Source organism: Paenibacillus artemisiicola, from assembly GCF_017652985.1.
In the GTDB taxonomy this organism is placed as follows: Bacteria; Bacillota; Bacilli; order Paenibacillales; family Paenibacillaceae; genus Paenibacillus_Z; species Paenibacillus_Z artemisiicola.
Genome location: NZ_JAGGDJ010000004.1, coordinates 13,087 through 39,801, shown reverse-complemented (window position 1 = coordinate 39,801; position 26,715 = coordinate 13,087). Strand labels below are relative to the sequence as shown.

The window sequence follows — 26,715 nt, the reverse complement described above, 5'->3', positions numbered from 1 at the left end:
GTCGTACGCGGAGCGGCAGGTTGCTTTTGCGTCTAGACGGCAAATCGGCGGCCCGAAAAAAGACGTAAATTTTTTTGGAGGAAAGACTTGTATAAACCGGATAGTCCATGCTATAATCTTTCTTGTCGCCACTTTAATACGGGGCCTTAGCTCAGCTGGGAGAGCGCATCGCTGGCAGCGATGAGGTCAGGGGTTCGATCCCCCTAGGCTCCACCAAATAAACAATGCGAACTACGTCCGATCGGACGTAGTTTTTTGTTTATTTGGTGAAGCCCCGAAGGGGGCGAACCCCGGGGTTCAGTCCGCGCGGACGAAGCGGCAGCGAAGGAGCACGGCGTCTGAATCGACCGCGAAAAGTCCGCTTCGAATACGCTTCGTCAGCATACGATCAAGATTCGGACATCCCATGGCGGATCGGCGCGCAAGGCAAGCCGAATCCCTCTAGGCTCCATCATACACAACGATACACACTTTTTATGTTCGGTGGAGCTCTTCTGGGGCAGACCGCGCGTACGTAGCGCAAGCGTAGGAGCACGGCATCGAAATTTACCGCAGCCGCTTCAATCCTAATTTCGATAACCCCGGGGTTCAGTCCGCGCGGACGAAGCGGCAGCGAAGGAGCACGGCGTCTGAATCGACCGACTAAAGTCCGACTCGAATACGCTTCGTCAGCATACGATCAAGATTCGGACATCCATGGCGGATCGGCAATCTGTGCAAGCAAAGCGCCCCCCTGGCCCGCCAATACGAGGGCCGGTAACGGTTTTTTAGAATGAGCTATGAAATTTACCTTCCCAACTGCCATGCAAGTAACTCCGCCTCCGAAGGTTTACACAATGATTAGTTATTTTTTACAGCAGAATTACACAACGCCTAATGTCTTTTAATAGTAACTTTCTATATTTATACCATGCTTAAACACATTAACGAATTCGAATAAGGGGCGAACACAATGTCAGGTTGGTATTCATTTTTTGATTTAGGTATGAATCATATTTTAGGCGGATATGACCATCTCTTATTTTTATTCTCGCTCATCATTGCGAGACAGAAGTTTAAAGAGTACGCGACAATGATAACCGCCTTCACGATCGCTCATAGTATCACGTTAACATTGACTGTAACTGGGGTTATTGATGTGCCTGCATGGATCGTCGAGCCAATGATTGCACTTAGCATTTGCTTTGTAGCCATTGATAATGTTGTACGTAAGCAAGTTAGCCATCGCTGGGTTATTACTTTTTTATTTGGTCTGATCCATGGTATGGGTTTCGCAGATCTCTTGGTGGGAATGCATCTGCCGAAAACGATGCTGGCTACGGCTCTGATCAGCTTCAACCTCGGCATCGAAGCGGTTCAGATAACGATAGTTGGGGTCCTGTTCCCACTGTTGTTGCTTTTGCACCGTTGGAAATATTCAAGACAAGCAGTCTATGCTGCGTCAACCGTTGCGTTTGTCTTGGGGGCAATTTGGTTAGGACAACGCGTATTATTCTAAGCTAATTATGCTACTGTAAATCAAGCCTGCTGCCTCCAGACCATCCCATCAAATCGCATTCACCATGTCTAAGTGTTCTAAGAACGTTCTCTACGGGAACGTTCTTTTTTATGCCCTGTAATGCGATTTAACTGTAATCCCAATATGCCTGCCTGTAGAAAATATTGCGCTAGGCAGCCATCAACCGCTTCAAATTCGCCATATTTCCAGGGTAGATTAGCTCGAAGGAGTCATGTTAGATGCTGCTCGCAGCGGGTACACTTAGTACGGAAATGAACGAGAAGGGAGTGAAGGATTTGAAATACTCGGCTGGATTCCTAGTATCATGCCTATTCATCTTCATGTTGCTAACGGGGTGCGGTTCAACCAAAGAGGCGGAAGGGCAAGACCCGGCAGCGATACAGGTCGCACTGACCACTAACCCGTCGCCAGCAGTTACAGGACAGAAGATCCAACTGTCGGCCAAGATTACGGGCTTGAACAATACGGACGGAGCAGAGGTGCAGTTTGATATTCGGGGGTCCGATACCTCGGCTGTCCCGGATCTGGTCAATGCTACGCTTGGCGAGGATAACACCTATACGGTGGACCATACCTTCAAGGAAGCAGATACATACAGAGTATACATTCATTTGTATCAAGACGATCTGCATATGACGAAGAAAACCGAACTGGTCGTCCAGAAATGAAGATTCGCGGTTATCGATGGTCTCGAAAGATTCTGATGCTAGCGCTGCTGCCGTCGCTGGTTAACGGCTTTGATCCGGCGATGGTCCACGCCGCAACTTCAAATGTTTCACTCATTGAGCGATTAATTGCCGGAGCTAAGGATGGCGAAAGTGTGCGTATCCCGCCTGGTACCTACGAAGGCCGATTTACACTCAATCGTTCAATTCGGCTTGTGGGTGAAGGCACGGTCACGATTCGGAGTGACGAAGGGGAATCTACGGTCGCGATTACGGCGAAAGGCGCTGCCCTGGAAGGCATACGGGTCGTTCACGATGCCAAGGACAAGAATGCCGCCGTATACGTCGCTGCAGACGAAGTGAAACTGGAATCCCTCGAGATTTCCACGAAGGGCTACGGCATTCTTCTGCGTAAAGCAAATCGCGTAGAGATTGGGAAGTCCCAAGTCCGATCGCTGGACGACGCGAATGCCTCGGGGAGCAACCGGAAGACGGTCAAACGAAACGGGATCGATCTATTCGATTCGCACCAGAACATCATTACCGGCAATACCGTGTCGAATATGAACGATGGCATCTACTTGGAAAGCAGTAACGGCAATGTAGTATCCGGCAACGCAATCGATCATTCCCGTTATGGCGTACACTGCATGTTCACCAAGCAGACCGTCGTGAAAGATAATCACGGCTATGCCAACGTCACAGGGGCTATGATCATGGGGGTCAACGATGCCGTCGTAACCGGAAACCGGTTTGCGAAGCAAAGCGAAAACGTCAACTCGCAGGGACTGCTGTTATTCGATGTCCATACGTCCCGCGTCGAAGGCAACCTTGTTGAGGGCAACCGAGTCGGGCTTTATATAGAACAATCGACAGACAATCTGCTCCAAAACAACCAAGTACTGCGGAATTTTACAGGCATCCAGCTGCTGGATGCCGAGAATAATCGCTTCACCAACAATGATTTTATCGGAAATGTCATCGAGGCTGAAGCGACGGGGAGCAAGAACAATCAATTAACGGGGAGCAAGAACAATCAATTAACGGGGAACTACTGGGATGCGTATAGGGGCATCGATTCCGATGGCGACGGGGCAAGCAACACCGCCTACGCCATTAATCCGTTTTTTCAACAGCTGACGAGCGAAACGCCGGCGTATCAGCTTTTCTTTCGATCGCCGGGTATGCTTTTTCTGGAGAGCTTGTTCGAAACGAACCGCAACGAATGGGCGAGCGACGCGATGCCGCTTATGAAGCCGGCCATGACTGAAAGCGATGGCTCCGATGCCGCCGGAACAGACTTGGGGTTATTCACCGCCGGCGCATGCCTGCTGCTCGTATCCAGCTGGATCATCCTACAATTCGGAGGTAGAAGACGATGAATAAATATGCGATTCCCATCTTGGCCTTATTGATCGTAACGATTTTGATGACGGGTTGTTCCAAGAAACAATATGAACCGGTCGCAGTCGACGAGGCAACCGCCAAATGCACGGTATGCAATATGCAGGTCAAGGACGACGCGTTCGCCGTCCAACTGACCACGACGAAGGGGAAGACGTATTTCTTCGACGATATCGGATGCATGAACGAATGGCGTACGAAGAACCCCGACGAAGAAATCGGTGCCCAATACGTACGGGATTACGACGATTTAACCTGGGTCCCATACAGCGATGCATACTACGCCTACGACGCCTCTTTCCGCTAGCCAATGGCTTATGGGATTTATGCGTTTAAGGACCGTTCGTCCGCGCAGCAATTCATTGATGAACAAAAGACCGGCAAGCTGATGACGGCGAGCGAACTGGCGAAGCATTCCTGGGCGCAAAACATGGATCAAATGAATAACATGTCCGACATGGGCGGGGAACATGACGAAAATGCGCATGGCGAGATGGATATGGGAGGCAACGCCGAAAGGGATGAGGCGGGCGCATGAATGCCTGGCATATTGCGGTCCGCGAGATCCGAATCGGCTTTCGTAATCCCTGGGCGTACTCGTTTCTCGGCTTATTCGCTGTTTTCAGCTTGTCGTTGTTGCTCATTCAGTCGCAGAACGATGTGGAAGGCTTCTCGAGTATTACCGGAACGCTGTTGAATCTTATGTTGTATTTACTGCCTCTGGTGGCACTGCTGCTCGGTTCGTTTACCTTGACGTCGGAGAAGGAAGAGGGCAGCTGGCAGCTGCTCGCCTCCTATCCGCTTAGCACGTTCGCGTTTCTGGCGGGGAAATATATGGGCATGGCCATTGTCATGCTCGCCATCGTCGCGTTCGGCTTCGGGCTGACCGGTGTCGTAGGGGCGCTTCTTGGCATTCGGTTCGGCGCGTTCGGTCTGTATATCGCATTTTCGTCCGGACTTGTACTCTTATTCCTCGCAGTAGCTTTGTGGCTCGGCACGTTTGCGAGCAATCGCTGGCAAGCGCTTATCTATGGGGTTTCGGTTTGGTTTTTTGCCGTTATCGGATGGCCCACGCTGCTTATCGCCGTGCTTGGCTTTGTACCTTACGGCATGATCAAGCCGCTTCTCTTAACGCTGACCGCTTTGAACCCGGCAGAATTCGTTCGGTTGTTCGTCATCGTTCGGCTCGGCGGAGGATCCGCGCTTGGACCTGAATATTACAACTGGATCGTTTGGGTCAGAGGACCTTATGGTTTACTCTTATTCGCGTTATTGTTCGCCGGCTTCCTCGCCGCTGCGGCTGGCGCAGCCTATGTCGTATGGGAAAGGAGGCGAGTTCGTGGATAACGTCCTGCTAGAGATGCGGATGGTTCGAAAAACCATTGGAAAAAAAACGATTATCGACGGATTGAACCTGGCCGTAGAGAAAGGAAGCATCCTTGCGCTATGCGGAGATAACGGTGCGGGCAAAAGCACGATTCTCCGCATGGTTGCCGGTATTCTCGAGCTGAGCAGCGGGGACATTACCGTCAACGGGCTAAGCCGGAAGCGCGATCGTTACCGTTACGCCGAGATTATCGGCTACATGCCGGATGACTACCGCTTCGGAGGCGGGCTAAGCGCGGAAGAACATCTCGCCTTCTGGTCGAAGCTGCGGAAAGCCCCGAAGGAACGGGTTTCGGAGCTTCTGGAGCGCGTCGGACTCTCGGACGTCCGACGCAAGCCGGTATCCGCCTTCTCCAAGGGCATGCGGCAGCGGCTGTTGTTCGCGCAAGCGCTATTGGCGAGGCCGGCACTGCTTGTGCTGGATGAACCCACGAACGGGCTGGATCCCTTCTGGATGGAGACGTTTATCCAGCTTGTTCAATCGGCTAAGGAGGAAGGTCAGTCCGTCCTGTTCTCAACGCATCAGCTCGATGTAGCCGAGGCTTGCGCCGATCGGCTCGTCTTCTTGAGCGGAGGCAGAATCGTTCAAGAAGGGCGTTCGGCATCGCTTCGAAATTTGTATGGCCGGACGGAGGAGGCCCCTCATGATGAATCGCATCCGTAAACGAGTAAGCGTCATTCTCTTGACGGCTGCCATTGCAGTGCTGGCCGTTGTAGTCGTGCGACAAATGAGCGATAGTCGTCCGGTCGCTGCCGTAAGCAGCGTTGCGCCTGCGTTCGATCTGAAGGATATAGACGGCAAGGAGGTTCAGCTCGCAGATTACCGCGGGCGTCGCGTCGTCCTGCATTTCTGGGCGACTTACTGTCCGCCGTGCGTGAAGGAGATGCCGGTCATGCAGCGCATCGCAACGCAGCGCGATGATACAGCTGTTATCGGCGTGAATATCGGCCAATCCCGCGGCACGGTTGCGGCTTTTGCCAAGGCCAAAGGCCTGTCATTTCCGCTTGTCATCGACGCCGCCGGGACAATGACGGATCTTTACCGGATACAGGCGCTGCCGACAACCGTACTTATCGATGCGAATGGACGCGTCTCAAAAATCGTATCCGGGGCATTCGAATCCGAATCAAAGCTAACGGAATGGCTGATCCAGGAGTAGAAAGGAGGAGGGCATCTATGCAACCGATGCGCATATTAATTACGGACGACCACCGGGATGCCAGGGAAGGCATACGGACGATCATTGAGGGAGACCCCTTATTCGAGGTCGTAGGTGAGGCGCGGAACGGCTTGGAGGCCATCGAGATGACGGTTCAAGAAATGCCAGATCTGATCCTGATGGATATTAATATGAAAGAAATGGATGGCCTTGAGGCAACCAAGATCATCAAAGAGCGATTTCCGTACATCAAGATTGTTATGGTGACGGTCTCCGACGATATCACGCATTTATTCGAAGCCATTAAAAGAGGCGCACAGGGTTACTTGCTCAAAAACCTTGATCCGAGTTCGTGGCACGACTACCTGAAAGCGGTGGCGCTCGACGAAGTACCGATGTCTCGAGAGCTCGCCTTTCGGTTCCTTAAAGAATTTTTCGATCGCGAGAAGGCTTCGCACCATACGCCGCTTACCCCCCGGGAAACCGAGATTTTAACCTGGGTATCCAAAGGGGTGCAAAACCGCGAAATCGCGTCTCACCTCAACATCTCTGAACATACAGTGAAAAATCATCTAAAAAATATTCTGCAAAAGCTGCACCTGGAAAACCGTGTCCAGCTCGCGCGTTATGCGTACGAGCGTGGACTCGGCATGGACCGCTAGGTCTTGTCCGATAGCCATTTGGCCAGGTTTGCGACTTCTTCGGCGGACAACCTGCCTTCAAAGGAAGGCATGACTCCGCCGCCTTTCAAAATCTTGGCATCGATCTGTTCCTTCGAGAGCTTGGCGCCGATCTTGGTGAGGTTCGGTCCGATTTTGCCTTGGAGATCCGTTCCGTGGCACGAGACGCAGTTGCTTTTGTATGTCGTCTCCGCGGCGGTTGCATTGACAGGCGCATTCGGAATCGCGGCCGTATTTCCGTTGCCGGCTTCTTGCTTCTCGGGCAAAGCAAAGATGATCAGACAGATACCCAGTACGGCAGCAGCCGCGAACGTAATCAGCATCAGTCGTTTGTGCATGGTTGTTCCCTCCGCTTCAGATTCTTCGTTAGCTTATCGCATGATGTGTCATGATTCCATAGCTCGTTCGGGCCAGCCCGGGCGGGCTATTCTTTGTTTGGATGCCGCCGACATAAGATGAAGGAGGCTAGGGATGATTGCATGATTAGCGGGAAGGGGAGGCGCCATGATTGTCTCTGAATGGGTTCCGGCAGCGCTGCTCGGTATTGCAGGTGCACCGCATTGTATCGTCATGTGCGGCGGCATTGGCTCGTCCATAGCCTTGCAGGCAAGGGGGGATGCGCTTCGGGAGCTGCTGGCTTTTCATGCAGGCCGAATCGCAACGTACGCGGTCAGCGGCGCAATTTTGGGAGCAGCCGGTTCGTTTTTGAACGCGGCCGGTTCTCTTGTACAGGTCCAAGCGATGGCCAGCATGCTAGGCGGCATCCTCATTTTATTGTGGGCGTTTCGACGCTATACGCTTCCGTTGACCGGTATCTCGATGGATTGGCACGGCTTAGCCGCCAAATGGCTCACGCGTAAACCCGGTTTGGATTGGGGAGCCTCCATAGCGGCCGGCCTTTTGCTAGGTTGGCTGCCATGCGGTCTCACCTATGCCATGCAGATGAGAGCGGCGGCAACGGGCTCCTGGGTCGCGGGCGGGACGGCGATGCTTGCCTTTGGTTTGGCAACGGTACCTACGCTTGTTATCATCGCCTTAACGGCTCGGCGAATGAGCCGCAAGTGGCGGCATGCCGTAAGTAAACTTGGCTTCTACATCGCTGTTCTCATGGGTCTGTTATCGCTTATGAAAGGCCTAAGCGCGAACGGATGGATTCCATCTATTCATCCCTGGCTATGGTAAGTCGTTAGATTACTCGAAACGGATGGGTCATTGTAATCCGTTTCTTCTCGAAGACAACGGTTATCTTAGCTTCCCAGCTCCCTTTCATGACCGGTACTCCGACGGCTAGATAAGCACCCGGACGTAGTTGCGAGACCTCTGCATTGAACTGCCCGCAGAACATCCGCGGCATGGCGTATGTCATTTCAACTTCGGACGCCGGCAGATGCTTCCCAGCGGCATCCGTCAACGTTACGGCGAACCGAGCCTCATGCATGGGCTGGATATCCGTGGACTCGGTTTGTACATCAATGCGCAGATGGTTCTGCTCGATTTCCGTCCGAAGCCTCGGTGCCGACGACTCGCCGCTCGTTTTCCAATACGCAGCCGCAACCCCAAGCACTACCAAACTCAGAACAGCCAACATTTTTTTCACCGTTCATCCCCCCTACACCGCTACATGTATGCGGTGTAGGGGGGATTCAGCACGCATACGGGCCGCTGCTCGTACGGTGGCATTGATTATCTAGGACGCAGATGCAGGAGTCTTCTTCAGGTCCGAGGCTAACGTTTCGATATCGTTGAGCACGGTCTGGTTGTCCATGTCTTCGCCCATTTTGTAAACGTTTCGGACTTGCCCGCGGCTGTCGATTAACGTTAAGGACGTCACCGTGTGCACGAAATTGCCGTCCCCAAGGTTCTGAACCATGTACCCGAAACGGGAGGCCAATTGTTGAATACCTTGTTCCGTTCCGCGCACGAAACTCCACCCTGCAGCATCGGCACCCATTTTCGACGCGTATTGCTTCAGCACTTCCGGCGTATCGTGTTCGGGGTCGATCGTGATGGACACGAAGCGAACCTGTTTGCCGAATTGTCCGCGATTTTTTAATTCCTCCTGCAGCTGTACCATCTTGCTGGTCGTGATCGGGCAAATGTCGGGACACATCGTGAAGATAAACGCGAGCAGCACCACGCTGCCGCCCAAGTCGGACGATTGGACAAGCTTGCCGTCCATGTCGGTTAAGCTGAAAGAAGGGACAGGTCGGATCACTTTCAATTTCGACTGACCGCCGATTTCTCCACGAATCGCTAGCAGCGCGGCGATTACCAGCAGTATGATCGCACTCCAAAACAGTCCGTGTTTTTTTAGTCCGTTACTCATATTCAGCTCCTTTCGCATTTTTTGTTTTACCTGCTTTTACGCTGACCGGCGCCTTCATTCTAGCATGTGCCAAAATTGGAAAGCATGACTCGTTCGAGTCATTGTTTTATCAGGTTCCCGTACAACTCGGTCATGTTCAAAATTCGGACAAGACCTCCCCTCAAAATAGCTCTTCCTAGTCATGTTGCTGCGGTTGTCCCCCTGATACACTGTTCACGGATTGTGAACAAGAAACGGGGGACGGCTCGAAAATGAGCAGCATGCAACGAAAGACGGCACAGATACCTACGGCTAGCGTTACTCCAATCGAACAGACTCGGCGATGGATGACGGCATGACAACCGGGATCGGGAAAAGTCGAGTCGCGCTAATCGGCTTCATGGTCATGTGGACGGCAGCTTTGCTGATTGGAGGCTGCGGTACCTCAGAACCGGCCGCCTCAAGCCCTTATTTGGACGGCCTGACCGTAAAACTTCAAGAATCATCCGCAGGCTCCGCAATGCATGAATACAAAGCCTCGATAACGGATCAGTCAGGTCAACCGGCCGCGCTTGACCACGTGCGTCTGACGATTACGATGTCGATGCACGGCATGCGTCACGAATCGAAAGGCGATATGAAGCGCAGCGGCGACGGTCAATATACCGCGAAACTGAAATGGGCGATGGATGGGAGCTGGAAGGCTGCCGTTACGCTGGAGAAGGATCGTCATAAAAAGACCATCCTGACGGTTGCATCGACAAATCCTTAAAGCCAATGAGCAAGATGAGATGGGGGCCGTTCAATGGAACTTGCGACGAAAGCACAACCGGCACCGGCGAAGCAGCCGGTAAGCCGAGGACTGTATGCCAGGATATGGCGATGGCATTTTTACGCCGGCATGATATTCATGCCGTTTCTGATTGTGCTCGCCATTACCGGCGGCACGTACTTATTTAAAGACCAGATCGATGATGCGATGTACCATAGGCTGTATCACATTCCGGCCCAGGAAACTGCTAAGATTTCGCCTTCCTATCAACTGGAAGCCGTGAAGAAGAAATATCCGGACGCCGCGCTTACCTCCTATAAGCCTTCCTTCGGCAAAGACCGTACTGCCGAAATCGGCATTTCCGTTCCCGAGGGCGACCATACCGTCTTCGTGAATCCGTACGACGGGACGATCGTCGGATCCTTGGATCCGTCCAAAACCTTTACCCAGCGGATTAGAGACTTTCACGGCAGCCTGTTGGCCGGAGACCACTCCGTCGGCGATAAAATGATCGAATTATCAGCTAGCTGGGCGATCGTGTTGATCGTGACCGGCCTCTACCTTTGGTGGCCGAGAGGTACGAGCAAAATATGGGGCGTATTGCTTCCGCGATTCCGCAAAGGGCGCAAAACCACGATTCGCGATCTCCATGCCGTACCGATGTTTTGGCTCAGCATCGTCATCATCATGCTCGTGATCACGGGACTTCCATGGTCCGGCATAACCGGTAACTATATCGACAAGGCAGCAACGGCCTTGAACAGCAATTATCCTGCTGGCGTATGGGGCGGCAGCGGTACAGAGTCGGCCGTACCAACGAAGGACATCCTGGAAGTGCCTTGGGCTGCCGAGAACCTGCCCGTTCCGCGCTCGAGCGAGAGCGGCGTGCCCGCGCTGCCGATCGAGAACGTGCTGGCTATCGCCAAACAAGATAAGATTGTCGACGGCTACAGCGTAGCGCTCCCGCAAGATGATAAAGGCGTGTATACCATTTCCGTTTGGCCTAAAAACGTCTATGACGAAGCCACGATTCATATGGATCAATACAGCGGGAAAGTACTTACGTCATTCCGTTTCAGCGATTATGGAACCATGGCGCAAATGATCGAAATCGGCATTGCGCTGCATGAGGGGCATTACTTCGGTGTAGCGAACTTAATCCTCTGCCTGCTTGCGTGCGCTGCAATTGCCGGCTCCTCGATCCTAGGCGCAGTCATGTGGTGGCGCCGCCGACCGAAGGGAACCGTGCTCGGCGCACCGACGAAGCCGGTGAACCATACGCTGCAGCGGGGGGCAGCCTTGATCGTCATTGTGCTTGCCGTCATTATTCCTCCTGTCGGCATCACGTTCCTGGCTGCGCTCATTCTGGATTGGGTCGTGATACAGCGAATTTCAAAGCTTCGCGCTTGGCTAAGTTAAACGAGCCGGCCAGCTTATGAATATGGCGTAACCCATTGAGGCCGATGTCCATCAGCGACATCGGTTTTTTGTGCACCGGCAAACGCCCAGGAGCAATCAGCTCATTGGGAATCTTCACTGCTTTGTCATACCTGAAGGCTAAACTAGCCCGTTCGAGCGGTTTTCGAGCAAAGCGGGATCAGCCTATACTAAATCTATCCCCTCCGAGGCAGGAAAGGAGTCCATGCTGATGCAGGAACGCGCCAAAAGGCTTCTGATCGTAGACGATGAAGACCGCATTCGAAAGCTGCTGCGTTTATATATGGAGCGAGACCGCTATATAGTGGATGAGGCCGAGGATGGAGCTAACGCATTGGAGAGAGCGTTGAAACATGATTACGACTTAATCGTATTGGATATCATGCTACCGGGCATGAACGGCCTCGATGTGTGCAGGCAGCTGCGCCGGGTTAAACAAACGCCCGTGCTCATCCTGACGGCAAGCGGAAATGAGCATGAACGCCTTCAAGGCTTTGAGGCTGGAGCCGATGATTACGTGGTCAAACCGTTTAGCGCACGAGAAGTGGCTTTCCGAATAAAGGCCATCGTGAATAGAAGCCAGGCCGTTCCGTTTTCAGGCTGGCAACGCTCTAACGGAGGCACAGTGATCTTAAAGCGTGTCGTCATCGAACCTGCGGCTTACCGCGTTCTCGTCGATGGAAAGCCGATTACTATGGCATTAAAGGAGTATGAACTGCTCCTCTATTTCGCCTTACATCCCGGCGTAGTATTTACAAGGGAAGAGCTGCTGAAGGCGGTTTGGGATCATAATTACCTTAAAAGCAGCGACCATCGAACAGTTGACGCCCATGTCAAACGTATTCGCACGCGGTTAAATGGCGCTTCTCGGTTAGCCGGAGCGATTATCCAAACAGTATGGGGCGTAGGTTATTGTTTGCAGGATTTTTAAAGCGAAGTAAGGTAGCGATACGGAAAGGGGAGATCGAACGATGATGGGTTCCTCGCCATTCATGGACGGCATCGGAATTGCAGGCTTTTTTGTTGTCATCATTGGTTTGTTAGCTGGATGCTGGTTTCTTATCAAATTTCTGAGTAAGGAAGAATAAGTTGCTTGCTTTAGTCTACACATTGGGGAAAATATTCTCGAAATCTTTGCTCGAAAATGATAAAGCGCATAGCCGAAGCTATGCGCTTTATCATTACCTCATTTTGCTCTTACTGATCATGATATCTTCGGATGTTGGAACATTGCGGCAGGTCGAACCGCGGGACCATCAAAATGAAAAGCCCCAGCGAATACTCGCTGGGGCTTGTGACCTTATCTTGGGGGCGGTCCACTGTCCGGTTAGCAGACATGCCTAGGCAATGCTATTGAACCAGGAGGTTGTCGCAGACGGGATTTCAATGGAGTCCATTACTTAGAAAAAGACGCCCCGCAAGATGATGACTAACAGAATGAACAGGACAAGAACAATACCCAGCGCACTGCCGCAGCCGAAACCGCCGACAGGTCCGCAACCTACTCCGCCTACGCCTCCAACACCATATCCCATTGTAGTCAGCTCCTTTATTTGAGGTACACCGCATTATATGTTCAATCGGGTATAGTGCATGGGCAGTTGTCAGAAAGGGGCGAACGACCGGTAAGGACAACTCATCCGTATCTTCTGCGGAGACGTTAAGACATTGCAGCCGAATGTTAGGATCATAACAAAAAGACAGGGAACCCAATCATAGGGTCCCTGCCTGTTTGGTGCCGAGGACGGTGCCATCCCTGACGGATCATCAAGCGATGCAAGCCGATTCGCCCAGGCTCCGTCTAACACAAACGCGAACGCGCCCATTTCCGGCGTTTTCACACGATCAGTACGCCTTGATAATCTCTTCGATGCAGTTCATCAGCTTGTCGAACTCGGCAAGCGCCCGTACGGGATCGTGATCCGCGATGGCCGCGAACATCGTAGGATGAAACTCGTACGTTTCGTCGAACAGCTTCTGCTCGCCCAGCGGTTCATGGAAGAACTTCTCGTACATGCTGGAGATCGATTCGAGCACGCTGAACAAAATCGGACTGGCCGCCGCCCGCATGACGCCCCGGTGGAAAGCCAGGTCGATCTGGGAGGTCGGCTGCCCGGCTTCCTTCAGCTTGGCGTATTCCCGCAAGCATTCCGTCAATTCGCGGATCTGCGACGGCGTAATCCGCTTGGCCGCCAGCTCGACCGCCTTTCCTTCCAGCGCCCGGCGCACGTCCAGGATCGAGAGGAGGAAGCGTTTCTCTTTCTCGATCTTGATCTTGCCGGCGAACCGGAAGATGCCCACGTCGCGGACGAAAATCCCTTTGCCGTTGACGATGGTAATGACGTCGATCGCCTCCAGATAACGCAGCGCTTCGCGGAGCGAAGAGCGGCCGACGCCGAACATCTGCGTCATCGCCTCGACCGACGGAAGCTTATCTCCTTCCTGCAGCGACTGCTCTTCGATGAAATTCTGAATTTCTTGCGAAACCAATTCCGGCATCGATTGCCTTTGGATTTTAGCCACGTCGTCTCCCTCCTCGTAATCGCAAATTCAGCGGTGATGCACGGTTACGGCTGCATATCCTTCACGCCCGCCCACGCCTGATCCATGTCTTGCGTCAGATCGTCGACGTTCTCGAGGCCGATATGCAGCCGGATCAGGCTGCGGGCTTCCGGCGCGCAGCCCGGAAAGGCCGGGTTGACCGTCACGAGCGACTCGAAGCCGCCCCAGCTGACGCCGATTTTGAAATAGTTCAGCCGGTTCGCCCATTCCCGCATCTTCTCCGGCGACTCGGCGGATTCGAACGAGAACAGCCCGCTCGAGCCGTTCATCTGCCGGAGGCCGAGCGCATGCTGAGGGTGCGAGGGGAGCGCGGGGTGATTGATCTTCGCGACGTACGGCTGGCCCGCCAGATGCGCCGCGGCCGCCAGCGCGCTTCGTTCATGCCGCTCCATGCGCAGCGGCAGCGTACGCAGGCTGCGCGTAATCTGAGCCGCGGTATGCGCCGTCATGATGCCGCCCAGCAGCATGTATTCGTCCTCCGCGATCCGGCCGACGAGCGGCTTGGAGCCGATCACGACGCCGGCGACGCTGTCGCTCTGTCCCGAGATGTATTTGGTCACGGAATGGACGACGAGGTCGATGCCCAGCTCCAAGGGGCGCTGGAAGAAGGGCGTCGCCCACGAATTGTCCGCAATGGTGACGATGCCGCGGCTGCGGGCGAGCGCGGCGCAGGCTGCCAAGTCCTGCAGCTGGAAGAGCATCGACGTCGGGCTTTCCAGATAAAGCAGCTTCGTCTCCGGACGGAGCGCCGCGCGGATATCGTCCAGCGAGCTGCCGTCCACGAGCGTGGCGTCGATGCCGAAGCGCTGCAGGTATTGGGTGACGAACATTCGCGTCGGGCCGTACGCCTGGCTGACGCAGACGATATGGTCGCCGGTTCTGACCGTGGACAGGATCGCGGCCGAGATGGCGGCCATGCCCGAAGCGAAGCATTTCGCCGTTTCCGCCCCTTCGAGCGCGGCCAGCTTCTCCTCCAGATAAGAGACGGTCGGGTTGCTGCCCCGCGAATAGACGTGCGCCTGCTGCGGATGTTGGGCGGCCTGCCGGAATTCATCGTACGTTTCGAACGCGAACAGGCTCGTTTGGTAGATCGGCACGTTGATCGCGCCGTGATGCCGAACGTCGACGGGGTCGTGCGTCACCGCCGAATACTGCCAGGCCAGGTCTGCCTTCTTGTTCATCCTTGCATGCTCCTTTCGTTACGGGCGCTTAGCTTATCCTTATCCCTTGACCGCGCCTTGCGTCAGCCCTTCGACGATGAAGCGCTGCGCGACGGCGAACAGCGCGATGGTCGGGAGGACGGACAGCACGGTCCCGGCCGACATGGCGCCCCAATCGACGTCGAATTTCATGACGAACGAGTTCATCGCGACGGGCAGCGTCTTGAGCGTCTCGTCGTCGATGAACAGGACGGCCATGAACAGCTCGTTCCAGTTCTGCACGAAGGCGAAGATGAACGTGGCCGCGATCCCGTTCAGCATGACCGGCATAATGACGCGGACGAGCGCCGACATCCGGGAGCAGCCGTCGATCATGGCCGCCTCCTCGAGACTGGAGGGAATCCGTTCGAAGAAGCCTTTGAGCAGAATCGTCGAGAACGGAATCAACCCGACGGTATACATCAGCACGAGCGAAGAGCGCGTATTGATCAGGTCGAGCCGGGTCATCAGCAAATAAAGCGGCGCCAGCGCCACGAAGCCGGGCAGCATCTGGGTCAGGAAGAAGCCCAGCATCACATGCCGGTGGGCGCGGAATTTGAACCGGGCCAGCACATAGGCGCTCAGCACCGAGATGCAGACGACGATCGCGGCGGCGCTGAGCGAAATCAGCAGACTGTTGGCGATATAGACGTGGAACTTGGAGATTTTGATGATGTTGATGTAGTTTTGGAACGTTATCCGATCCGGCCAATAGTTCAGCGGGAAGGAGAAGATATCCTTCTGGGGCTTCAGGGAGGTGATGACGATCCAATAAAGCGGGAAGACCATGGTGATCAGATAGAGCGTCAAGAAAACGACCTTCAAGCCTTTCAACGCGTGACGCTTCATATCAGAAGTCCCCCAATTTCTCGGATCGCGTGACCGTCAGATAGAAGATCGTGTACAGCAGCAGAATGCCGATCATGACGATGCCGATCGCCGAAGCCGCGCCGTAATCCCCGCCGTACATGATTTTGTCCAGCATGAGAGAAGAGAGAATATGCGTCGAACCGGCAGGGCCGCCGTTCGTCAAGCCGTAAATGATCGACGGATCGTTGAATATCCAGATCGCGCGCAGCAGCGTCGTCGTAATGACCGTCGGCATGATATAGGGCAGCGTAATATTGAGGAGCTTGCGCGCGCCGTTCGCGCCGTCCATGCTTCCCGCCTCGTACAGCTCGGGCGGCACCGATTGCAGCGCGGCCAGCAGCATGATCGCGAAGAAGGCGATGCCGTACCATACGTTCGCGAGGATGACCGAAGCCATCGCCCAGCTCGGATCCGACAGGAAGCCGATGCGTTCGTGAATGAGGCCGAGATGCAGGAGCAAGTCGTTGATCACGCCGATCTGCGAGTTGAACATCCATTTCCAGATCAAGCCGATCAGAAAGCCGGAAAGCGCCCACGGATAGAAGACGAAGCCTTGGAAGATTCCGCGTCCGCGAAACCGGTTGTTCAACAGGAGGGCGACCGTCAAGCCGAGCGCGAATTGCAGGATAAGCGATATGAAGACCCAGTAGGCGCTGTTGATCGCGGCGGTTTTGAATTTCGTATCGTGGAACATCGTCTTGAAGTTGTCCAAGCCGATGAAGTGAACGTTCGTAAGGTCGAAGAGCTGGTAGTTTTGGAAGGCCATGACGATGCCGCGGAGGAACGGGTAGTAGGTAAAGACGAGCACGAGCGCGAGCGCGGGCAGCAAGCTGAGGAAAATAAAACCGCGCGGCGTGTTGCGGAAAGCGGTCTGCGCGCGCCTGACGAGGGGAGGCTGATCTTCTTTCATGAACCGCACCACCTTCTTTAGGAGGAAATCGAACGAAACGGTAACGATGGGTGGCTGCGCGCCACCCATCGTTCGTCGAAGCTCCGTTTATTTATTCAGATTGGCGCGCTGATCCGCCCAGAACTGATCCCATTTCTTCAGCGTATCGTCGACCGACACGTCGCCCAGCAGCAGCGATTGGCCGGTTTCCATGGAGACCTGCCCCCATTGGCTCGTTCCCGGATACTTCGTGTTCGCTTTCAGATTGACGAATTCGTCCGGCTTGGAAGCCATCAGCAGCAGCTGTTTGTACATATCCGTCTGGAAGAACGGATCCTCGCTCGCCGACTTGTGGATCGGAATGAGCGCGGTTTTCTGGGCGAAGTACGTGTTCTGTTCCGGGCTCGAGAGGAAGGCGATCAGCTTGAACGCTTCGTCCTTATGCTTCGAATAGGACGTGATGCCCCAGCCGCCGCCGCCCGTCGCGGTGAACGCTTTGCCGCCCGGGCCTTTCGGCATCGGAGCCGTGCCGATCGTGTTCACGTCCATCTTCTCCATCAGGGCCGGAATCGCGTCCGGATCCTGCAGCAGGATGCCGGTTACGCCCGAGGTGAACGCCTGCACCTGCTCCTGATACCCCCAGTTGATCGAATCCTTCGGCGAGCCTTCCTTGTACAGCTTGACGTACAGCTCCAGCGCCTTCTTCGCTTCCGGCGTCGAATACATCGTTTTGCCGTCCGTCAGGAACATGGAGTCGTCGTGGTCGATGCCATCGAAGTTGTAGTTCAGAATCATCGTATCCGGAACGCCGTTCGCGCCGGGACCGCCGCGGAACGAGAAGCCGTAGCGGTTCTTGGCCGGATCCGTCAGCTTGATCGCGGCATCGACCATCTCTTCGTAGTTCGTCGGCGCCGGAATCCCTTTCTCCTGGAACCAATCCTTGCGGTAGAACATTTGGCGCTGGTACATGCCGTTCGTGATGAAGTACAGCTTGTCGTTCAGCGTGGCGACCGATTTGGCGACGTCGACCTCGGTCGCGTAGTCCGGCCAGTTCTTCACGTAATCGTTCAGAGGCTCCAAGTAACCGTTATTGGAAAACTCGGACACGGTCAGGTCGCGGACCTCCAGCACGTCGAGATCCTGCTTGGCGCCCAGGATCGTCTTGATCTTGTTGTCGGCTTGATCGAAAGGAGGCGAGATCAATTCCACTTTGATGTTCGGGTTGGCTGCTTCGAATTTCGAGATCATTTCGTTCAATACGGTCGTGCGTGCCGGACTGGTCAGACTTTCAATCATGCGCAGCGTGACTTTGCCGCCGGAACCGCCGCCGCTTCCGCCGTTGTCGCCGCAGCCCGCCAGAACGCCCAGAAGCAGCATGCCCGCGGTCGCGCCGAACAACATCGTTTTTTTTCTCGTTGCCGCCATTGAATAGCCTCCTTTTTTAATCAACAAGCCTTCGGTCAGACTGGCAATAACCCCCCAGGTCATCCAAGCATATCCTCCGCCTGTCTGATAGGCTCATTGTAAATGAAAGCGCTTAACAATACAATTCGTTATCTTGCTATTTTGAATTTTATTTTTTTTCTGAAATCTAGGAATCGGGGCGGGCGCTTCCTGCTTCGCCGAGACCGCCAATCGGCCGTTCAAGTACCAAAATCCGACCGATCGTTTGATTTTTTCGAAACCCTCGTGGTAAGTTTAAGGGGACATCATCCGGAGGGGAGCGGGATGCGGGCTCATGAACGAAACGACCGCCGACAAGCGCGCGGCCGCCGAAGGCGGATGGAGCGCTTCCCGGACCTGGAAACTGGCGTTCGGATTGAAGCTGCTGCTGAATTTAGCCTTGGCCGGCGTCTTTTATTTCGATTATTCGATCGCGCTGTTTTGGAGACTCAGCTTCATTTTCATATCCATCGCGGCCTTTTTGTTCGCCAATTACGTCTATATGAACCAGAGCAAGCGGCGAAGCGGGTTGTTCCAGCTGCTGATCCTCGATTTCCTGCTGTCCGCCGCCTACGGCTACATCTACATCGCGGGCAATTTCCCGAATCATCTCTTCGTCGGCATCACGGCGCTCGCCATCTTGATGTTCGCGCAGAGCGTCCGCGGCATCATCTGGACCTGCCTGCTGCTGCTGGGCGTATACGTCCTGACGATGGGCAGCCTGGATTGGTACGTCTTCGGGCAATGGGATGAAATCGGCTATTTTACGACCGGGTCGTTCATCGTGTTCGCCGGCATCGTGAGCGTGTTGATCCACTTCTATCGGAGCGCGCGCGCGAACACGCTGAAGCTGTACGGGGAGTTGATGCAGTCGCACGCGCAATTGCAGGAATACGCGCTCCAAACGGAGGAATGGGGCGCCGCGAAGGAGCGAATCCGGATCGCGCGGGACATTCACGACACGGTCGGCCATAAGCTGACGGCGCTGCTCGTCCAAATGCAGGCGGCGCGGAAGCTAAGCCGGATCGATCCGCGGCGCAGCGAGGAGACCTACGCGGAATGCGAGAACCTGATCCGGGCGTCCTTGCAAGAGATCCGGCTCTCGGTCCGGGCGATCCGCGACGAGCCGGTCCGGTCGGTCTCGCTGCAGGAGCGTCTGGCGGAGCTCGCGCGGGAATTCACCAAGTGGGCGGAGGTGCACACGACGCTGGAGGTGGAAGGGAGTCCCGTCGCGCTGCCGGGCGACCTGCAGCTGACCGCGTACCGCGTCGTGCAGGAATCGCTCACGAACGCGCAGAAGCACGGCCATGCCCGGAAGGCCGAGATCGTGCTCGCTTTTGCCGACAGCGGATTTTCGCTGTGCATCCGCAATGACGGGGAGGCGCCCGCGGAACTGAAGCCCGGCTTCGGGTTGATCAACATGCAAGAACGAGTGCGGGAGTGGAACGGGGAAGTGCAGGTGGGGACGGAGCCGGGAACGGGGTTCGCGGTCGACGTCCGCTTCCCTTATGCCCCCGGCGGAAACGGAGCGGAAGCCATTGAAAATTCTCATCGTTGACGATCAGCGTCTCATGCGCGAGGGGCTCGCGACCATTATCGGCCTGGAAGAAGGCATGGAGGTGGTGGGCACGGCCGTGGACGGCAGGGACGCTTACAACCAGGTCGTCGAGCTGCGGCCGGACGTGGTGCTGATGGACATTCGGATGCCGGGCATGGACGGCGTGGCCGGGACCGAATTGATCCTGCGGCATATGCCGGACACGAAGGTGCTGATCCTGACCACGTTCGACGACGCGGAGCTGATTTTGCAAGCATTGGAAAAGGGCGTCCAAGGCTACTTGCTGAAGGATCTGCCGTCGGAGGCGATCGTCAGCGCGATCCACACGGTGTACAACGGCGGCACGGTGCTGCAGCCCGATATCACGGCGATGCTGCTGCGCGAAATGAAAAAGATGGCGGAGCGCGATCCGGGCGCGGCGGCGCCCTTGCCTCCGGACGAGCCGGGCGCCCTGGCGGCGTTGACCGAACGGGAAAAAGAGGTGCTGGCCTTGCTGGGGCAAGGCCGGAACAACAAGGAAATCGCGGAGACGCTGTCGATCACGGAAGGCACGGTGAAGAACCACGTCTCGAATCTGATCGCGAAGCTGGGGCTCCGCGACCGAACGCAGGCGGCCGTCTATGCGGTCCGTCATTCCATCTGAGCAAGTCGAGCATGACTTTTGGCATAGCGCATGAGATTCGTCATGCGCGGCGGCCGAAGGTGATGCTTTTTTTGCGTCCGATTCATGACGTTCCACAGATTTGGCGGTCCGCGAACCTTGGTAAGATCAAAGTGCAAGAACGGAGGCGGCGCGAATAGCCCCTCCGGCGAAATCCAAGACGCGATAGGAGAGTGGACGGGATGGCGGAGAAAAAAGCCGGGTTGACGCTGCGGATCATGACGGTGTCGCTTCTGCTGGCGCTGGTGGTCGGATCTTTCTTTGAACTGAACTGCTTCTTGAATTATTGATCGCGCATGCGAAGGGACGCGCAAGAATTTCCGCGGAGGTGAGGGCTTGTGAACTTGAAACGAATCGTGCTTCCCGTCGGGTTGATGGCCGTGGTGATGTTTGCCGCGTATGGCTCCTATCACAAACACGATACGGCGGAGGCGAAAGGCATGAGCGGCACGGCGAATCGATTCACGGAAGCGGCGGCTGCAGGCGGGAACACTAAGACGGCCGTATTTGCCGGCGGGTGCTTCTGGAGCGTGGAAGGCCCGTTCGAGAAGCTGGACGGCGTCGTGAGCGTCGTGACCGGGTATACGGGCGGACATACGACCGATCCGACCTACGAGAAGGTATCCGCCGGCAAGACGGGCCATCTCGAAGCGGTGCAGGTCAGTTACGACCCGAGCCGCATCTCGTACAATCAGCTGCTCCAGGCGTTCTGGCGCAACACGGATCCGACCGACGCGGAGGGGCAATTCGGCGACCGCGGCACGGAATATCGCTCGGTCATCTTCTACGACGGCAAGGAGCAGCAGTCCGCGGCGGAAGCGTCGAAGGCGGCGCTCGCCGCCCAAGGCAAGTTCGACAAGCCGCTCGTGACGAAGATCTTGCCGGTCGCCGCGTTCTATGAAGCCGAAGACGTCCATCAGGACTTCTTCAGAACCCATCCGGCCGATTACGAGTTCAACGACGTCGCGTCCGGCCGGGAAGCGTTCCTGGACCGCGTCTGGGGGGAGGACAAGGAGTTGAAGGCATTGGAAAGCCCGTATGCCGTATTCGACAAAGCGGATCGGCTGAAGTCGCTCACGAAGCTGCAGGCCGACGTTACCCAGCATGATCAGGACGAACCGCCGTTCCGGAACGCGTATTGGAACAACGCCGAAGCCGGCATTTACGTGGACATCGTGTCGGGCGAGCCGCTGTTCAGCTCGAAGGATCAATTCGATGCCGGCACGGGCTGGGCGAGCTTCACCCGTCCGCTCGAGCCGGACAGCGTGATCTACCGGGAGGTCGGCGGGTTCTTCTCGGACGAGACCCAAGTAAGAAGCCGTTACGCGGACTCCTTCCTCGGCCACGTCTTCGAGGACGGCCCCGAGCCCACGGGACTTCGCTACTGCACGAACTCCGCGTCGCTGCGCTTCATTCCGATGGATGAGCTGGCGCAAAGCGGATACGGGAAATACGCCAAACTATTTCAGGAGGACGATGCGCAATGAGAAACGAGTTTATATTGGAGCTGCTGGACAGCCGGCTGAACGTCTTTCTTCGATTGGTCGAGCAGTGCCCGCCGGACAAGCGCCGCGTCATTCCGAACGGCTTCAAGAACCACCTGCACTGGCATGTCGGCCACGTGCTGACGGTAACGGAATTCCATGTGTTCGCGCTCTCGAATCAGCCCGCGTTCCTTCCTGAACGGTATCAAGCGTTGTTCGCGTACGGCACGAAGCCCGCGGATTGGCAGGAAGAGCCGCCGGCCTGGGACGATCTGGTCTCGCAGCTGGGCGCCCAGGCGGTGCTCATCCGCGAGACGTTCAAGGACCGGATGGACGAGCCCGTGCCGGAGAACTTCCTGAAGGCGCAAACGATCGGCGAGCTGATCGTGTCCACGGAGCTGCATCTGCTCGATCACGTCGGATTCGTCAATGCCATGCTGAAGGCGCTGCAAGCCGAGTAAGACGGCGGCCATTCGGCTTCCTATATCTGCTGGACTTGCTTCAGTTCCTCTCTCTCTTTTATTTCATTCCATTGATAAGTGAACAGGCGGCACCTTATGGTGCCGCCTGTTGCGATGCGAGCCCGCTGGGGCGCAAAGCGATTCACTATTACGGGAATGATCGTTCTCATTTGGGTAAAAAAATTACCAAGGCAGCGTGCCGTCCAGGTAGAGGAACGAGCCGCTCGGTCCGTCGGCCGGAAGCGTGGCCGCCCGAATGCTCGTGCGGCTGCCTTCCGTTTCGTCGAATTCCGCCTTGTCGCCGCCGATGCGGGTGTTGACCCAGCCCGGATGAACCGAGTTCACTTTGATGTTCGTGTCTTTCAGCTCTTCGGCCAAATGGATCGTGAAGGCGTTGATCGCGGCTTTGGCGGCATTGTACGCGAACGTCTTGATCGCGTAGATCGGCGATTCCGGATTGGCCTGCAGCGTCAGCGAACCCAGAATGCTGGAGAGGTTGACGATGCGGCCGGCGTCCGACTTGCGGAGCAGCGGCAGGAGCAGCTGGGTCAACTCGACCTGGCCGAAGAAGTTGATGTCGAAGGAGTCGCGGAGCAGCTGAAGCGGCATGGTGCCCGTGCGGTTCACGATTTCCATGGAGATATGCTCCTGATCTAGCATGACGCCGGCGTTGTTCACGAGAATATCCAGTTTGCCGTAATGTTCGTCGAAGTAGCGGAATGCCGCCTCGTTGTCTTTGGATACGTTGACGTCGTGCCGGATGCTCTCGGCCTTAAAGCCTTCTTCTTTCAACTGCTTGGCGGTCTCGCGGCCGTTTTGCTCGTTCCGCGCGCCGATGACCACCGTGGCGCCGAGCTTGGCGAGGCCGCGCGCGGTTTCCAAGCCGATGCCGCGGTTGGCGCCGGTTACGAACGCGATTTTGCCTTGAAGATGTTGCGTTGTCATCGTCATATCGTCTCCTTTTGGATGGTACGTTGGGTTGGTACGTCTTGGATGGTACGTCTAATGGGCGGGCGGGTGAACGGATGGAACGAATGCGGCGTCAAGGCTGCGCGGCTCTAATGGGAACGATCATTCTACTTAGCTCAAAAAAATTTGGCTTTCGAATTACATGCAACTTAACGCAACTTAGCGCAACAGGCCCATGGATACGTCGACGATCCGGTACAGCTTCTCCCGGCTGACCGAGGTGCGCGACAAGACCCGGATGCCGAGCAGCGCGTTATGAAGCGATTCGGCAAGCTCCTTGGCGGCGACGGCCGATGTGAATTCGCCATTTTGCCGTCCCCACGCGATAATGCCGGCCATCAGCTCTTCTCCGCTTTCGAAGCCATGCACCGTTTTGGCGTCGGCCTCCTCGTCGCGGGCGGCCAGCTCTACCGCCGAGCTGACGAGCAGGCAGCCGGACGGACAGCCTTCCTTGTCGTCGATGGCGTATTTGAACACGAACCGCAGGGCGTCCGCGGCCGTCTCGGCCTGCTTGATGCCCGCCTTCAAATTCCCGGCGATGAACGAGCCGTATCGGTCCAGCGCCTTCAAGAACAGCGTGCGCTTGTCGCCGAACGCATCGTACAAGCTTCTGCGGTGAATGCCCATATGATCGACCAGATCGGTCATGGACGTCTTCTCGTAGCCTTGTTCCCAGAAGAGCCGCATTGCTTTGTCAAGGACTTCCGGCTCGTCGTATTCCTTGCTTCTTGCCATGCCCGTTCGCCTCCCGAAGACATCTTAGCATATTGAGAACGATCGGTAAAGAAAGAATATTTCTTGGCCTGCCCGCGCGGCGATCATTAAAGGATAATTGCTTCAGCCTTCGCGAACACTAGGAAGGTCGACGGCAATGACGCGGGCGAGGGGCTATTCGATTTCGCAGGCGAAAACTATGGCGGTGCATGAGCGCAACAAGACCGCCGGCAGAACCGGCGGTCTCTTCGGGCTTGCCGGCAGCGTGACGCTGCCGTTAGGAGGGATGCGCATTAGCTCGGATTGTAAATATCCAGGTCGTCCGTCGTGACGAAATCGATCGTCGTCGTGCCTTTGCCGTACATCGTTTCGCCAACGGAGAGAACTTCCAATGTCGGAGCGGCCCAGTCTTTTTTCGCGGATTGTTGAGTCATCTGTCTACCTCCTATCCATGAATAGTGGTACTTTGCAAGCGGGGTCCATTCGCCTTTCGGCCCGCAGGAAAGCCCATAAATAGGAATTCGGGGGTTATCCCGTTTTTACGGGGGTGCTTGGCAAATAACGACAGCTTTCTTCCGTCGTATTTACAGACGAAAGCGAAAGGTGTAAAATCGATTCACGAGTTGTATACAAGTATACTTGTAGATCAAAGATCGAGGTGAGCATAATGAAGCTAGGTATGATCGGTCTGGGCAAGATGGGCTTCAATCTGGCGCAAAATTTGCTGCGGAACGGCCACGAGGTCGTCGTGCAGGACGTGAATCCGGAGCCCGGCAAGCTGCTCGCGTCGGAAGGCGGGATTTTCGCGGAGACGATCGCCGATGCGGTCTCGAAGCTGCAGGCGCCCCGCATCGTCTGGGTAATGGTGCCGGCTGGCAAGATCGTCGATCAGGTGCTGGACGCCCTTGCGCCGCTGCTCGGCGAAGGCGACATCGTCATCGACGGCGGCAACTCGCATTATAAGGACTCCATCGCGCGCGGCGAGCGGCTCGGCGAGCGGGGCATTTTCTTCTTCGACGCGGGGACGTCAGGCGGCACCGAAGGCGCGGCGCTCGGCGGCTGCTTCATGATCGGCGGGGACCGCGAGGCCTTCGCAACCATCGAACCGCTGTTCCAAGCGATGGCGGTGGACAAGGGCTACCTGTACGCCGGCAAGAACGGCAGCGGCCACTTCCTGAAAATGATTCACAACGGGATCGAATACGGCATGATGCAGGCGATCGCCGAAGGCTTCGAGCTGCTGTCGAAGAGCGATTTCGACTATGACTACGAGGATGTCGCCCGCGTCTGGTCGAACGGCTCGGTCATCCGCGGCTGGCTGATGGAGCTGGCCGAGAACGCCTTCTCGAAGGATCCCAAGCTGGAGGGCATCCGCGGCGTCATGCAGAGCTCCGGCGAAGGGAAATGGACGGTCGAGACTGCGCTTGATCTCGAAGCGAGCACGCCGGTCATCGCGCTGTCCCTGCTGATGCGCTACCGCTCCCTGGAAGCGGACACGTTCCACGGCAAAGTGGTCGCGGCGCTGCGCAACGAATTCGGCGGCCATGCCGTCGTTCCGAGCGAGTAACGATACAAGCGAACGGCGTCCCGGGCGAATCGCCTTAGCGATATGGGGCCAAAGCGTCGTTCCTCGCTGCCGGGCAGCCGGACGGAGATACGCCTCCTTATAGTTCCGCCCGCGAATGTGTGGTAAAATCGTACCTGCCGATTGTTAGCACGCGCTCGGAAATCGATACGTAGGAGAGTTGAAACGACTATGCGTTATCCATCCGCCTGGCTGCAGGGCGCCTCCCGCGGGGACGCCATCGCGAGCGAACTGCGGCTGCAAATCATCAGAGGCGCGATCGAGCAGGGAGCGGTCATCTCGGAGAACCGGGTCGCGGCCGAATTCGGCGCGAGCCGTTCGCCGGTCCGGGACGCGCTGAAAACGCTGTCGAACGAAGGGCTCATCCGGCTCGAAAGGATGGGCGCCGTCGTGCTCGGGCTTAGCATGCAGGATCTCGAGGAGCTGTACGACGTCCGGTATCTGATCGAAAGCTTCGCGCAGCAGCGCTTGGCGCAAGGAGACCGCGAGCCGCTGCTCGCCGAGCTGCGGCAGCTGATCGACAAGATGGGACTGGCCGTGAAGCACGGCGACCGCGTCGAGTTCGCCCAGCTGGATTTCCGTTTCCACGAAGCGATGATCGCCGAAGCGAAGCACGCGAGAATCCAGCAGCTGTGGAACAGCATCCGCCACGTCGTGCTCGCCGTCATGCTGATTACGACGGACGAGGTGTTTTCCGAGGGCGAGGCGAAGCTGCAGAGCGTGATCGGGAAGCACGGCGGTCTCCTGAAAGCGATCGAATCGCGGGACGCCGCGGTCATCCGGGCGGAGGTGCGGGCGTACTTCGCCGATTCCAACCGGACGCTGCACAACAGCCTTCCGTAACCGGAGGGCTGGACCGGCGCCGGGACAAAACGCGCGCGCAAAGTTGTCGACAAGTATACAATATAAGACTGCACGCATGTCCATCCCAAGCAAGCGAACGAATTGAAAGCGGTTGCCGGTAGCGTTCGCCGATTTTGGCGAATACTAAC

At 56.1% G+C, this 26,715-nt stretch carries 30 protein-coding genes and 1 tRNA gene; 20 read left to right on the top strand and 11 right to left on the bottom strand.

Annotated features, from left to right (window positions below):
• Positions 1–140: 140 nt before the first annotated feature.
• From I8J29_RS08585 to I8J29_RS08540, 10 genes are all read left to right on the top strand, one after another.
• Positions 141–216 (top strand) — tRNA-Ala (locus I8J29_RS08585).
• Positions 217–952: 736 nt separating this feature from the next.
• Positions 953–1,498 (top strand): HupE/UreJ family protein, encoded by a 546-nt coding sequence (locus tag I8J29_RS08580; protein WP_208847212.1) that lies wholly within the window; start codon positions 953–955, stop codon positions 1,496–1,498.
• A gap of 239 nt (positions 1,499–1,737) precedes the next feature.
• Positions 1,738–2,187, top strand: a complete 450-nt coding sequence (locus I8J29_RS08575; RefSeq protein ID WP_208847211.1) for a hypothetical protein — start codon at positions 1,738–1,740, stop codon at positions 2,185–2,187.
• 35 nt (positions 2,188–2,222) lie between these two features.
• On the top strand, positions 2,223–3,566 hold the full coding sequence (locus tag I8J29_RS08570) for a right-handed parallel beta-helix repeat-containing protein (RefSeq protein ID WP_208847210.1): 1,344 nt from the start codon (positions 2,223–2,225) through the stop codon (positions 3,564–3,566).
• Complete coding sequence (locus I8J29_RS08565; RefSeq protein WP_208847209.1) at positions 3,563–3,895, top strand: nitrous oxide reductase accessory protein NosL; 333 nt, start codon at positions 3,563–3,565, stop codon at positions 3,893–3,895. Before I8J29_RS08570 ends, I8J29_RS08565 begins: the two co-directional genes overlap by 4 nt.
• Positions 3,896–3,898: 3 nt before the next feature.
• The gene (locus I8J29_RS08560; RefSeq protein ID WP_208847208.1) at positions 3,899–4,126 is read left to right on the top strand and encodes a hypothetical protein; all 228 of its coding nucleotides are present in this window, start codon (positions 3,899–3,901) and stop codon (positions 4,124–4,126) included.
• Positions 4,123–4,935 carry an ABC transporter permease gene (locus tag I8J29_RS08555; protein ID WP_208847207.1) on the top strand — a complete coding sequence of 271 codons (813 nt, stop codon included), beginning with the start codon at positions 4,123–4,125 and terminating at the stop codon, positions 4,933–4,935. The genes I8J29_RS08560 and I8J29_RS08555 overlap by 4 nt, the downstream gene beginning before the upstream one ends.
• On the top strand, positions 4,838–5,638 hold the full coding sequence (locus I8J29_RS08550; RefSeq protein WP_240546042.1) for an ABC transporter ATP-binding protein: 801 nt from the start codon (positions 4,838–4,840) through the stop codon (positions 5,636–5,638). The genes I8J29_RS08555 and I8J29_RS08550 overlap by 98 nt, the downstream gene beginning before the upstream one ends.
• A complete protein-coding gene (locus tag I8J29_RS08545) occupies positions 5,619–6,134 on the top strand; it encodes a TlpA family protein disulfide reductase (protein WP_208847206.1) in 516 nt (171 codons plus the stop codon). Before I8J29_RS08550 ends, I8J29_RS08545 begins: the two co-directional genes overlap by 20 nt.
• A 17-nt stretch (positions 6,135–6,151) precedes the next feature.
• Complete coding sequence (locus I8J29_RS08540) at positions 6,152–6,796, top strand: response regulator (protein WP_208847205.1); 645 nt, start codon at positions 6,152–6,154, stop codon at positions 6,794–6,796.
• On the opposite strand, the gene I8J29_RS08535 is transcribed toward I8J29_RS08540, so the two are convergent.
• Positions 6,793–7,152, bottom strand: a complete 360-nt coding sequence (locus I8J29_RS08535; protein WP_208847204.1) for a c-type cytochrome — start codon at positions 7,150–7,152, stop codon at positions 6,793–6,795. The two genes, I8J29_RS08540 and I8J29_RS08535, sit on opposite strands and share 4 nt — an antisense overlap.
• Positions 7,153–7,318: 166 nt before the next feature.
• On the opposite strand from I8J29_RS08535, the gene I8J29_RS08530 reads away from it, so the two are divergent.
• A complete protein-coding gene (locus tag I8J29_RS08530) occupies positions 7,319–7,996 on the top strand; it encodes a sulfite exporter TauE/SafE family protein (protein WP_208847203.1) in 678 nt (225 codons plus the stop codon).
• A 4-nt stretch (positions 7,997–8,000) separates the two neighbouring features.
• Here I8J29_RS08530 and I8J29_RS08525 read toward each other — a convergent pair whose 3' ends face one another.
• Together I8J29_RS08525 and I8J29_RS08520 are read right to left on the bottom strand one after the other, a co-directional pair.
• Positions 8,001–8,411, bottom strand: a complete 411-nt coding sequence (locus I8J29_RS08525) for a FixH family protein (RefSeq protein ID WP_208847202.1) — start codon at positions 8,409–8,411, stop codon at positions 8,001–8,003.
• Between the two features lie 90 nt (positions 8,412–8,501).
• Positions 8,502–9,140, bottom strand: a complete 639-nt coding sequence (locus tag I8J29_RS08520) for an SCO family protein (protein ID WP_208847201.1) — start codon at positions 9,138–9,140, stop codon at positions 8,502–8,504.
• Positions 9,141–9,462: 322 nt separating this feature from the next.
• On the opposite strand from I8J29_RS08520, the gene I8J29_RS08515 reads away from it, so the two are divergent.
• From I8J29_RS08515 to I8J29_RS08505, 3 genes are all read left to right on the top strand, one after another.
• Entirely contained in the window at positions 9,463–9,891 is a 429-nt protein-coding gene (locus tag I8J29_RS08515; protein ID WP_208847200.1) for a FixH family protein, read from the top strand.
• Positions 9,892–9,924: 33 nt separating this feature from the next.
• Positions 9,925–11,310 (top strand): PepSY-associated TM helix domain-containing protein, encoded by a 1,386-nt coding sequence (locus tag I8J29_RS08510; RefSeq protein ID WP_208847199.1) that lies wholly within the window; start codon positions 9,925–9,927, stop codon positions 11,308–11,310.
• A 229-nt stretch (positions 11,311–11,539) separates the two neighbouring features.
• Positions 11,540–12,259, top strand: a complete 720-nt coding sequence (locus tag I8J29_RS08505; protein ID WP_208847507.1) for a response regulator transcription factor — start codon at positions 11,540–11,542, stop codon at positions 12,257–12,259.
• A gap of 914 nt (positions 12,260–13,173) precedes the next feature.
• On the opposite strand, the gene I8J29_RS08500 is transcribed toward I8J29_RS08505, so the two are convergent.
• The 5 genes from I8J29_RS08500 to I8J29_RS08480 form a co-directional block, all read right to left on the bottom strand.
• On the bottom strand, positions 13,174–13,851 hold the full coding sequence (locus I8J29_RS08500) for a FadR/GntR family transcriptional regulator (RefSeq protein WP_338113099.1): 678 nt from the start codon (positions 13,849–13,851) through the stop codon (positions 13,174–13,176).
• A 44-nt stretch (positions 13,852–13,895) separates the two neighbouring features.
• Positions 13,896–15,071: a trans-sulfuration enzyme family protein gene (locus I8J29_RS08495; RefSeq protein ID WP_208847198.1), complete on the bottom strand. Its 1,176-nt coding sequence runs from the start codon at positions 15,069–15,071 to the stop codon at positions 13,896–13,898.
• Between the two features lie 39 nt (positions 15,072–15,110).
• Positions 15,111–15,938 carry a carbohydrate ABC transporter permease gene (locus I8J29_RS08490; protein ID WP_208847197.1) on the bottom strand — a complete coding sequence of 276 codons (828 nt, stop codon included), beginning with the start codon at positions 15,936–15,938 and terminating at the stop codon, positions 15,111–15,113.
• Position 15,939: 1 nt separating this feature from the next.
• Complete coding sequence (locus I8J29_RS08485; protein WP_208847196.1) at positions 15,940–16,869, bottom strand: carbohydrate ABC transporter permease; 930 nt, start codon at positions 16,867–16,869, stop codon at positions 15,940–15,942.
• Between the two features lie 87 nt (positions 16,870–16,956).
• Complete coding sequence (locus tag I8J29_RS08480) at positions 16,957–18,273, bottom strand: ABC transporter substrate-binding protein (RefSeq protein WP_208847195.1); 1,317 nt, start codon at positions 18,271–18,273, stop codon at positions 16,957–16,959.
• Positions 18,274–18,586: 313 nt separating this feature from the next.
• Between I8J29_RS08480 and I8J29_RS08475 the strand changes: the two genes are divergently transcribed.
• The 4 genes from I8J29_RS08475 to I8J29_RS08460 all read left to right on the top strand — a co-directional run bounded on the left by I8J29_RS08475 (position 18,587) and on the right by I8J29_RS08460 (position 22,455).
• Positions 18,587–19,849, top strand: coding sequence for a sensor histidine kinase (locus I8J29_RS08475; RefSeq protein ID WP_208847194.1), 1,263 nt, complete (start codon positions 18,587–18,589; stop codon positions 19,847–19,849).
• Positions 19,800–20,492 (top strand): response regulator, encoded by a 693-nt coding sequence (locus I8J29_RS08470; protein ID WP_240546020.1) that lies wholly within the window; start codon positions 19,800–19,802, stop codon positions 20,490–20,492. The genes I8J29_RS08475 and I8J29_RS08470 overlap by 50 nt, the downstream gene beginning before the upstream one ends.
• Positions 20,493–20,848: 356 nt before the next feature.
• On the top strand, positions 20,849–21,997 hold the full coding sequence (gene msrA, locus I8J29_RS08465) for a peptide-methionine (S)-S-oxide reductase MsrA (protein WP_338113097.1): 1,149 nt from the start codon (positions 20,849–20,851) through the stop codon (positions 21,995–21,997).
• Positions 21,994–22,455 carry a DinB family protein gene (locus I8J29_RS08460; RefSeq protein ID WP_208847192.1) on the top strand — a complete coding sequence of 154 codons (462 nt, stop codon included), beginning with the start codon at positions 21,994–21,996 and terminating at the stop codon, positions 22,453–22,455. Before msrA ends, I8J29_RS08460 begins: the two co-directional genes overlap by 4 nt.
• Before the next feature lie 183 nt (positions 22,456–22,638).
• Here I8J29_RS08460 and I8J29_RS08455 read toward each other — a convergent pair whose 3' ends face one another.
• The 3 genes from I8J29_RS08455 to I8J29_RS08445 form a co-directional block, all read right to left on the bottom strand.
• Positions 22,639–23,400, bottom strand: a complete 762-nt coding sequence (locus I8J29_RS08455) for an SDR family NAD(P)-dependent oxidoreductase (RefSeq protein ID WP_240546019.1) — start codon at positions 23,398–23,400, stop codon at positions 22,639–22,641.
• Positions 23,401–23,583: 183 nt separating this feature from the next.
• Positions 23,584–24,159, bottom strand: coding sequence for a TetR/AcrR family transcriptional regulator (locus I8J29_RS08450; protein ID WP_208847190.1), 576 nt, complete (start codon positions 24,157–24,159; stop codon positions 23,584–23,586).
• Positions 24,160–24,431: 272 nt separating this feature from the next.
• Positions 24,432–24,572, bottom strand: coding sequence for a paeninodin family lasso peptide (locus I8J29_RS08445; RefSeq protein WP_208847189.1), 141 nt, complete (start codon positions 24,570–24,572; stop codon positions 24,432–24,434).
• 233 nt (positions 24,573–24,805) lie between these two features.
• On the opposite strand from I8J29_RS08445, the gene gnd reads away from it, so the two are divergent.
• Together gnd and I8J29_RS08435 are read left to right on the top strand one after the other, a co-directional pair.
• The gene (gnd, locus tag I8J29_RS08440; protein ID WP_208847188.1) at positions 24,806–25,705 is read left to right on the top strand and encodes a phosphogluconate dehydrogenase (NAD(+)-dependent, decarboxylating); all 900 of its coding nucleotides are present in this window, start codon (positions 24,806–24,808) and stop codon (positions 25,703–25,705) included.
• A gap of 189 nt (positions 25,706–25,894) precedes the next feature.
• Positions 25,895–26,566 (top strand): GntR family transcriptional regulator, encoded by a 672-nt coding sequence (locus I8J29_RS08435; RefSeq protein WP_208847187.1) that lies wholly within the window; start codon positions 25,895–25,897, stop codon positions 26,564–26,566.
• Positions 26,567–26,715: the final 149 nt, after the last annotated feature.

What these genes read in the sequence shown, in the direction of transcription:
- I8J29_RS08485 (WP_208847196.1), bottom strand. Translation starts at nt 16,869, where the DNA reads ATGAAAGAAGATCAGCCTCCCCTCGTCAGGCGCGCGCAGACCGCTTTC.
- I8J29_RS08555 (WP_208847207.1), top strand. Translation starts at nt 4,123, where the DNA reads ATGAATGCCTGGCATATTGCGGTCCGCGAGATCCGAATCGGCTTTCGT.
- I8J29_RS08575 (WP_208847211.1), top strand. Translation starts at nt 1,738, where the DNA reads ATGCTGCTCGCAGCGGGTACACTTAGTACGGAAATGAACGAGAAGGGA.
- I8J29_RS08455 (WP_240546019.1), bottom strand. Translation starts at nt 23,400, where the DNA reads ATGACAACGCAACATCTTCAAGGCAAAATCGCGTTCGTAACCGGCGCC.
- I8J29_RS08570 (WP_208847210.1), top strand. Translation starts at nt 2,223, where the DNA reads ATGCTAGCGCTGCTGCCGTCGCTGGTTAACGGCTTTGATCCGGCGATG.
- I8J29_RS08540 (WP_208847205.1), top strand. Translation starts at nt 6,152, where the DNA reads ATGCAACCGATGCGCATATTAATTACGGACGACCACCGGGATGCCAGG.
- I8J29_RS08560 (WP_208847208.1), top strand. Translation starts at nt 3,899, where the DNA reads ATGGCTTATGGGATTTATGCGTTTAAGGACCGTTCGTCCGCGCAGCAA.
- I8J29_RS08445 (WP_208847189.1), bottom strand. Translation starts at nt 24,572, where the DNA reads ATGACTCAACAATCCGCGAAAAAAGACTGGGCCGCTCCGACATTGGAA.
- I8J29_RS08515 (WP_208847200.1), top strand. Translation starts at nt 9,463, where the DNA reads ATGGATGACGGCATGACAACCGGGATCGGGAAAAGTCGAGTCGCGCTA.
- I8J29_RS08535 (WP_208847204.1), bottom strand. Translation starts at nt 7,152, where the DNA reads ATGCACAAACGACTGATGCTGATTACGTTCGCGGCTGCTGCCGTACTG.
- I8J29_RS08460 (WP_208847192.1), top strand. Translation starts at nt 21,994, where the DNA reads ATGAGAAACGAGTTTATATTGGAGCTGCTGGACAGCCGGCTGAACGTC.
- I8J29_RS08490 (WP_208847197.1), bottom strand. Translation starts at nt 15,938, where the DNA reads ATGAAGCGTCACGCGTTGAAAGGCTTGAAGGTCGTTTTCTTGACGCTC.
- I8J29_RS08530 (WP_208847203.1), top strand. Translation starts at nt 7,319, where the DNA reads ATGATTGTCTCTGAATGGGTTCCGGCAGCGCTGCTCGGTATTGCAGGT.
- I8J29_RS08505 (WP_208847507.1), top strand. Translation starts at nt 11,540, where the DNA reads ATGCAGGAACGCGCCAAAAGGCTTCTGATCGTAGACGATGAAGACCGC.
- I8J29_RS08550 (WP_240546042.1), top strand. Translation starts at nt 4,838, where the DNA reads ATGGTTTACTCTTATTCGCGTTATTGTTCGCCGGCTTCCTCGCCGCTG.
- I8J29_RS08580 (WP_208847212.1), top strand. Translation starts at nt 953, where the DNA reads ATGTCAGGTTGGTATTCATTTTTTGATTTAGGTATGAATCATATTTTA.
- I8J29_RS08470 (WP_240546020.1), top strand. Translation starts at nt 19,800, where the DNA reads ATGCCCCCGGCGGAAACGGAGCGGAAGCCATTGAAAATTCTCATCGTT.
- I8J29_RS08480 (WP_208847195.1), bottom strand. Translation starts at nt 18,273, where the DNA reads ATGGCGGCAACGAGAAAAAAAACGATGTTGTTCGGCGCGACCGCGGGC.
- I8J29_RS08520 (WP_208847201.1), bottom strand. Translation starts at nt 9,140, where the DNA reads ATGAGTAACGGACTAAAAAAACACGGACTGTTTTGGAGTGCGATCATA.
- gnd (WP_208847188.1), top strand. Translation starts at nt 24,806, where the DNA reads ATGAAGCTAGGTATGATCGGTCTGGGCAAGATGGGCTTCAATCTGGCG.
- I8J29_RS08475 (WP_208847194.1), top strand. Translation starts at nt 18,587, where the DNA reads ATGAACGAAACGACCGCCGACAAGCGCGCGGCCGCCGAAGGCGGATGG.
- I8J29_RS08565 (WP_208847209.1), top strand. Translation starts at nt 3,563, where the DNA reads ATGAATAAATATGCGATTCCCATCTTGGCCTTATTGATCGTAACGATT.
- I8J29_RS08450 (WP_208847190.1), bottom strand. Translation starts at nt 24,159, where the DNA reads ATGGCAAGAAGCAAGGAATACGACGAGCCGGAAGTCCTTGACAAAGCA.
- I8J29_RS08510 (WP_208847199.1), top strand. Translation starts at nt 9,925, where the DNA reads ATGGAACTTGCGACGAAAGCACAACCGGCACCGGCGAAGCAGCCGGTA.
- I8J29_RS08545 (WP_208847206.1), top strand. Translation starts at nt 5,619, where the DNA reads ATGATGAATCGCATCCGTAAACGAGTAAGCGTCATTCTCTTGACGGCT.
- I8J29_RS08495 (WP_208847198.1), bottom strand. Translation starts at nt 15,071, where the DNA reads ATGAACAAGAAGGCAGACCTGGCCTGGCAGTATTCGGCGGTGACGCAC.
- I8J29_RS08435 (WP_208847187.1), top strand. Translation starts at nt 25,895, where the DNA reads ATGCGTTATCCATCCGCCTGGCTGCAGGGCGCCTCCCGCGGGGACGCC.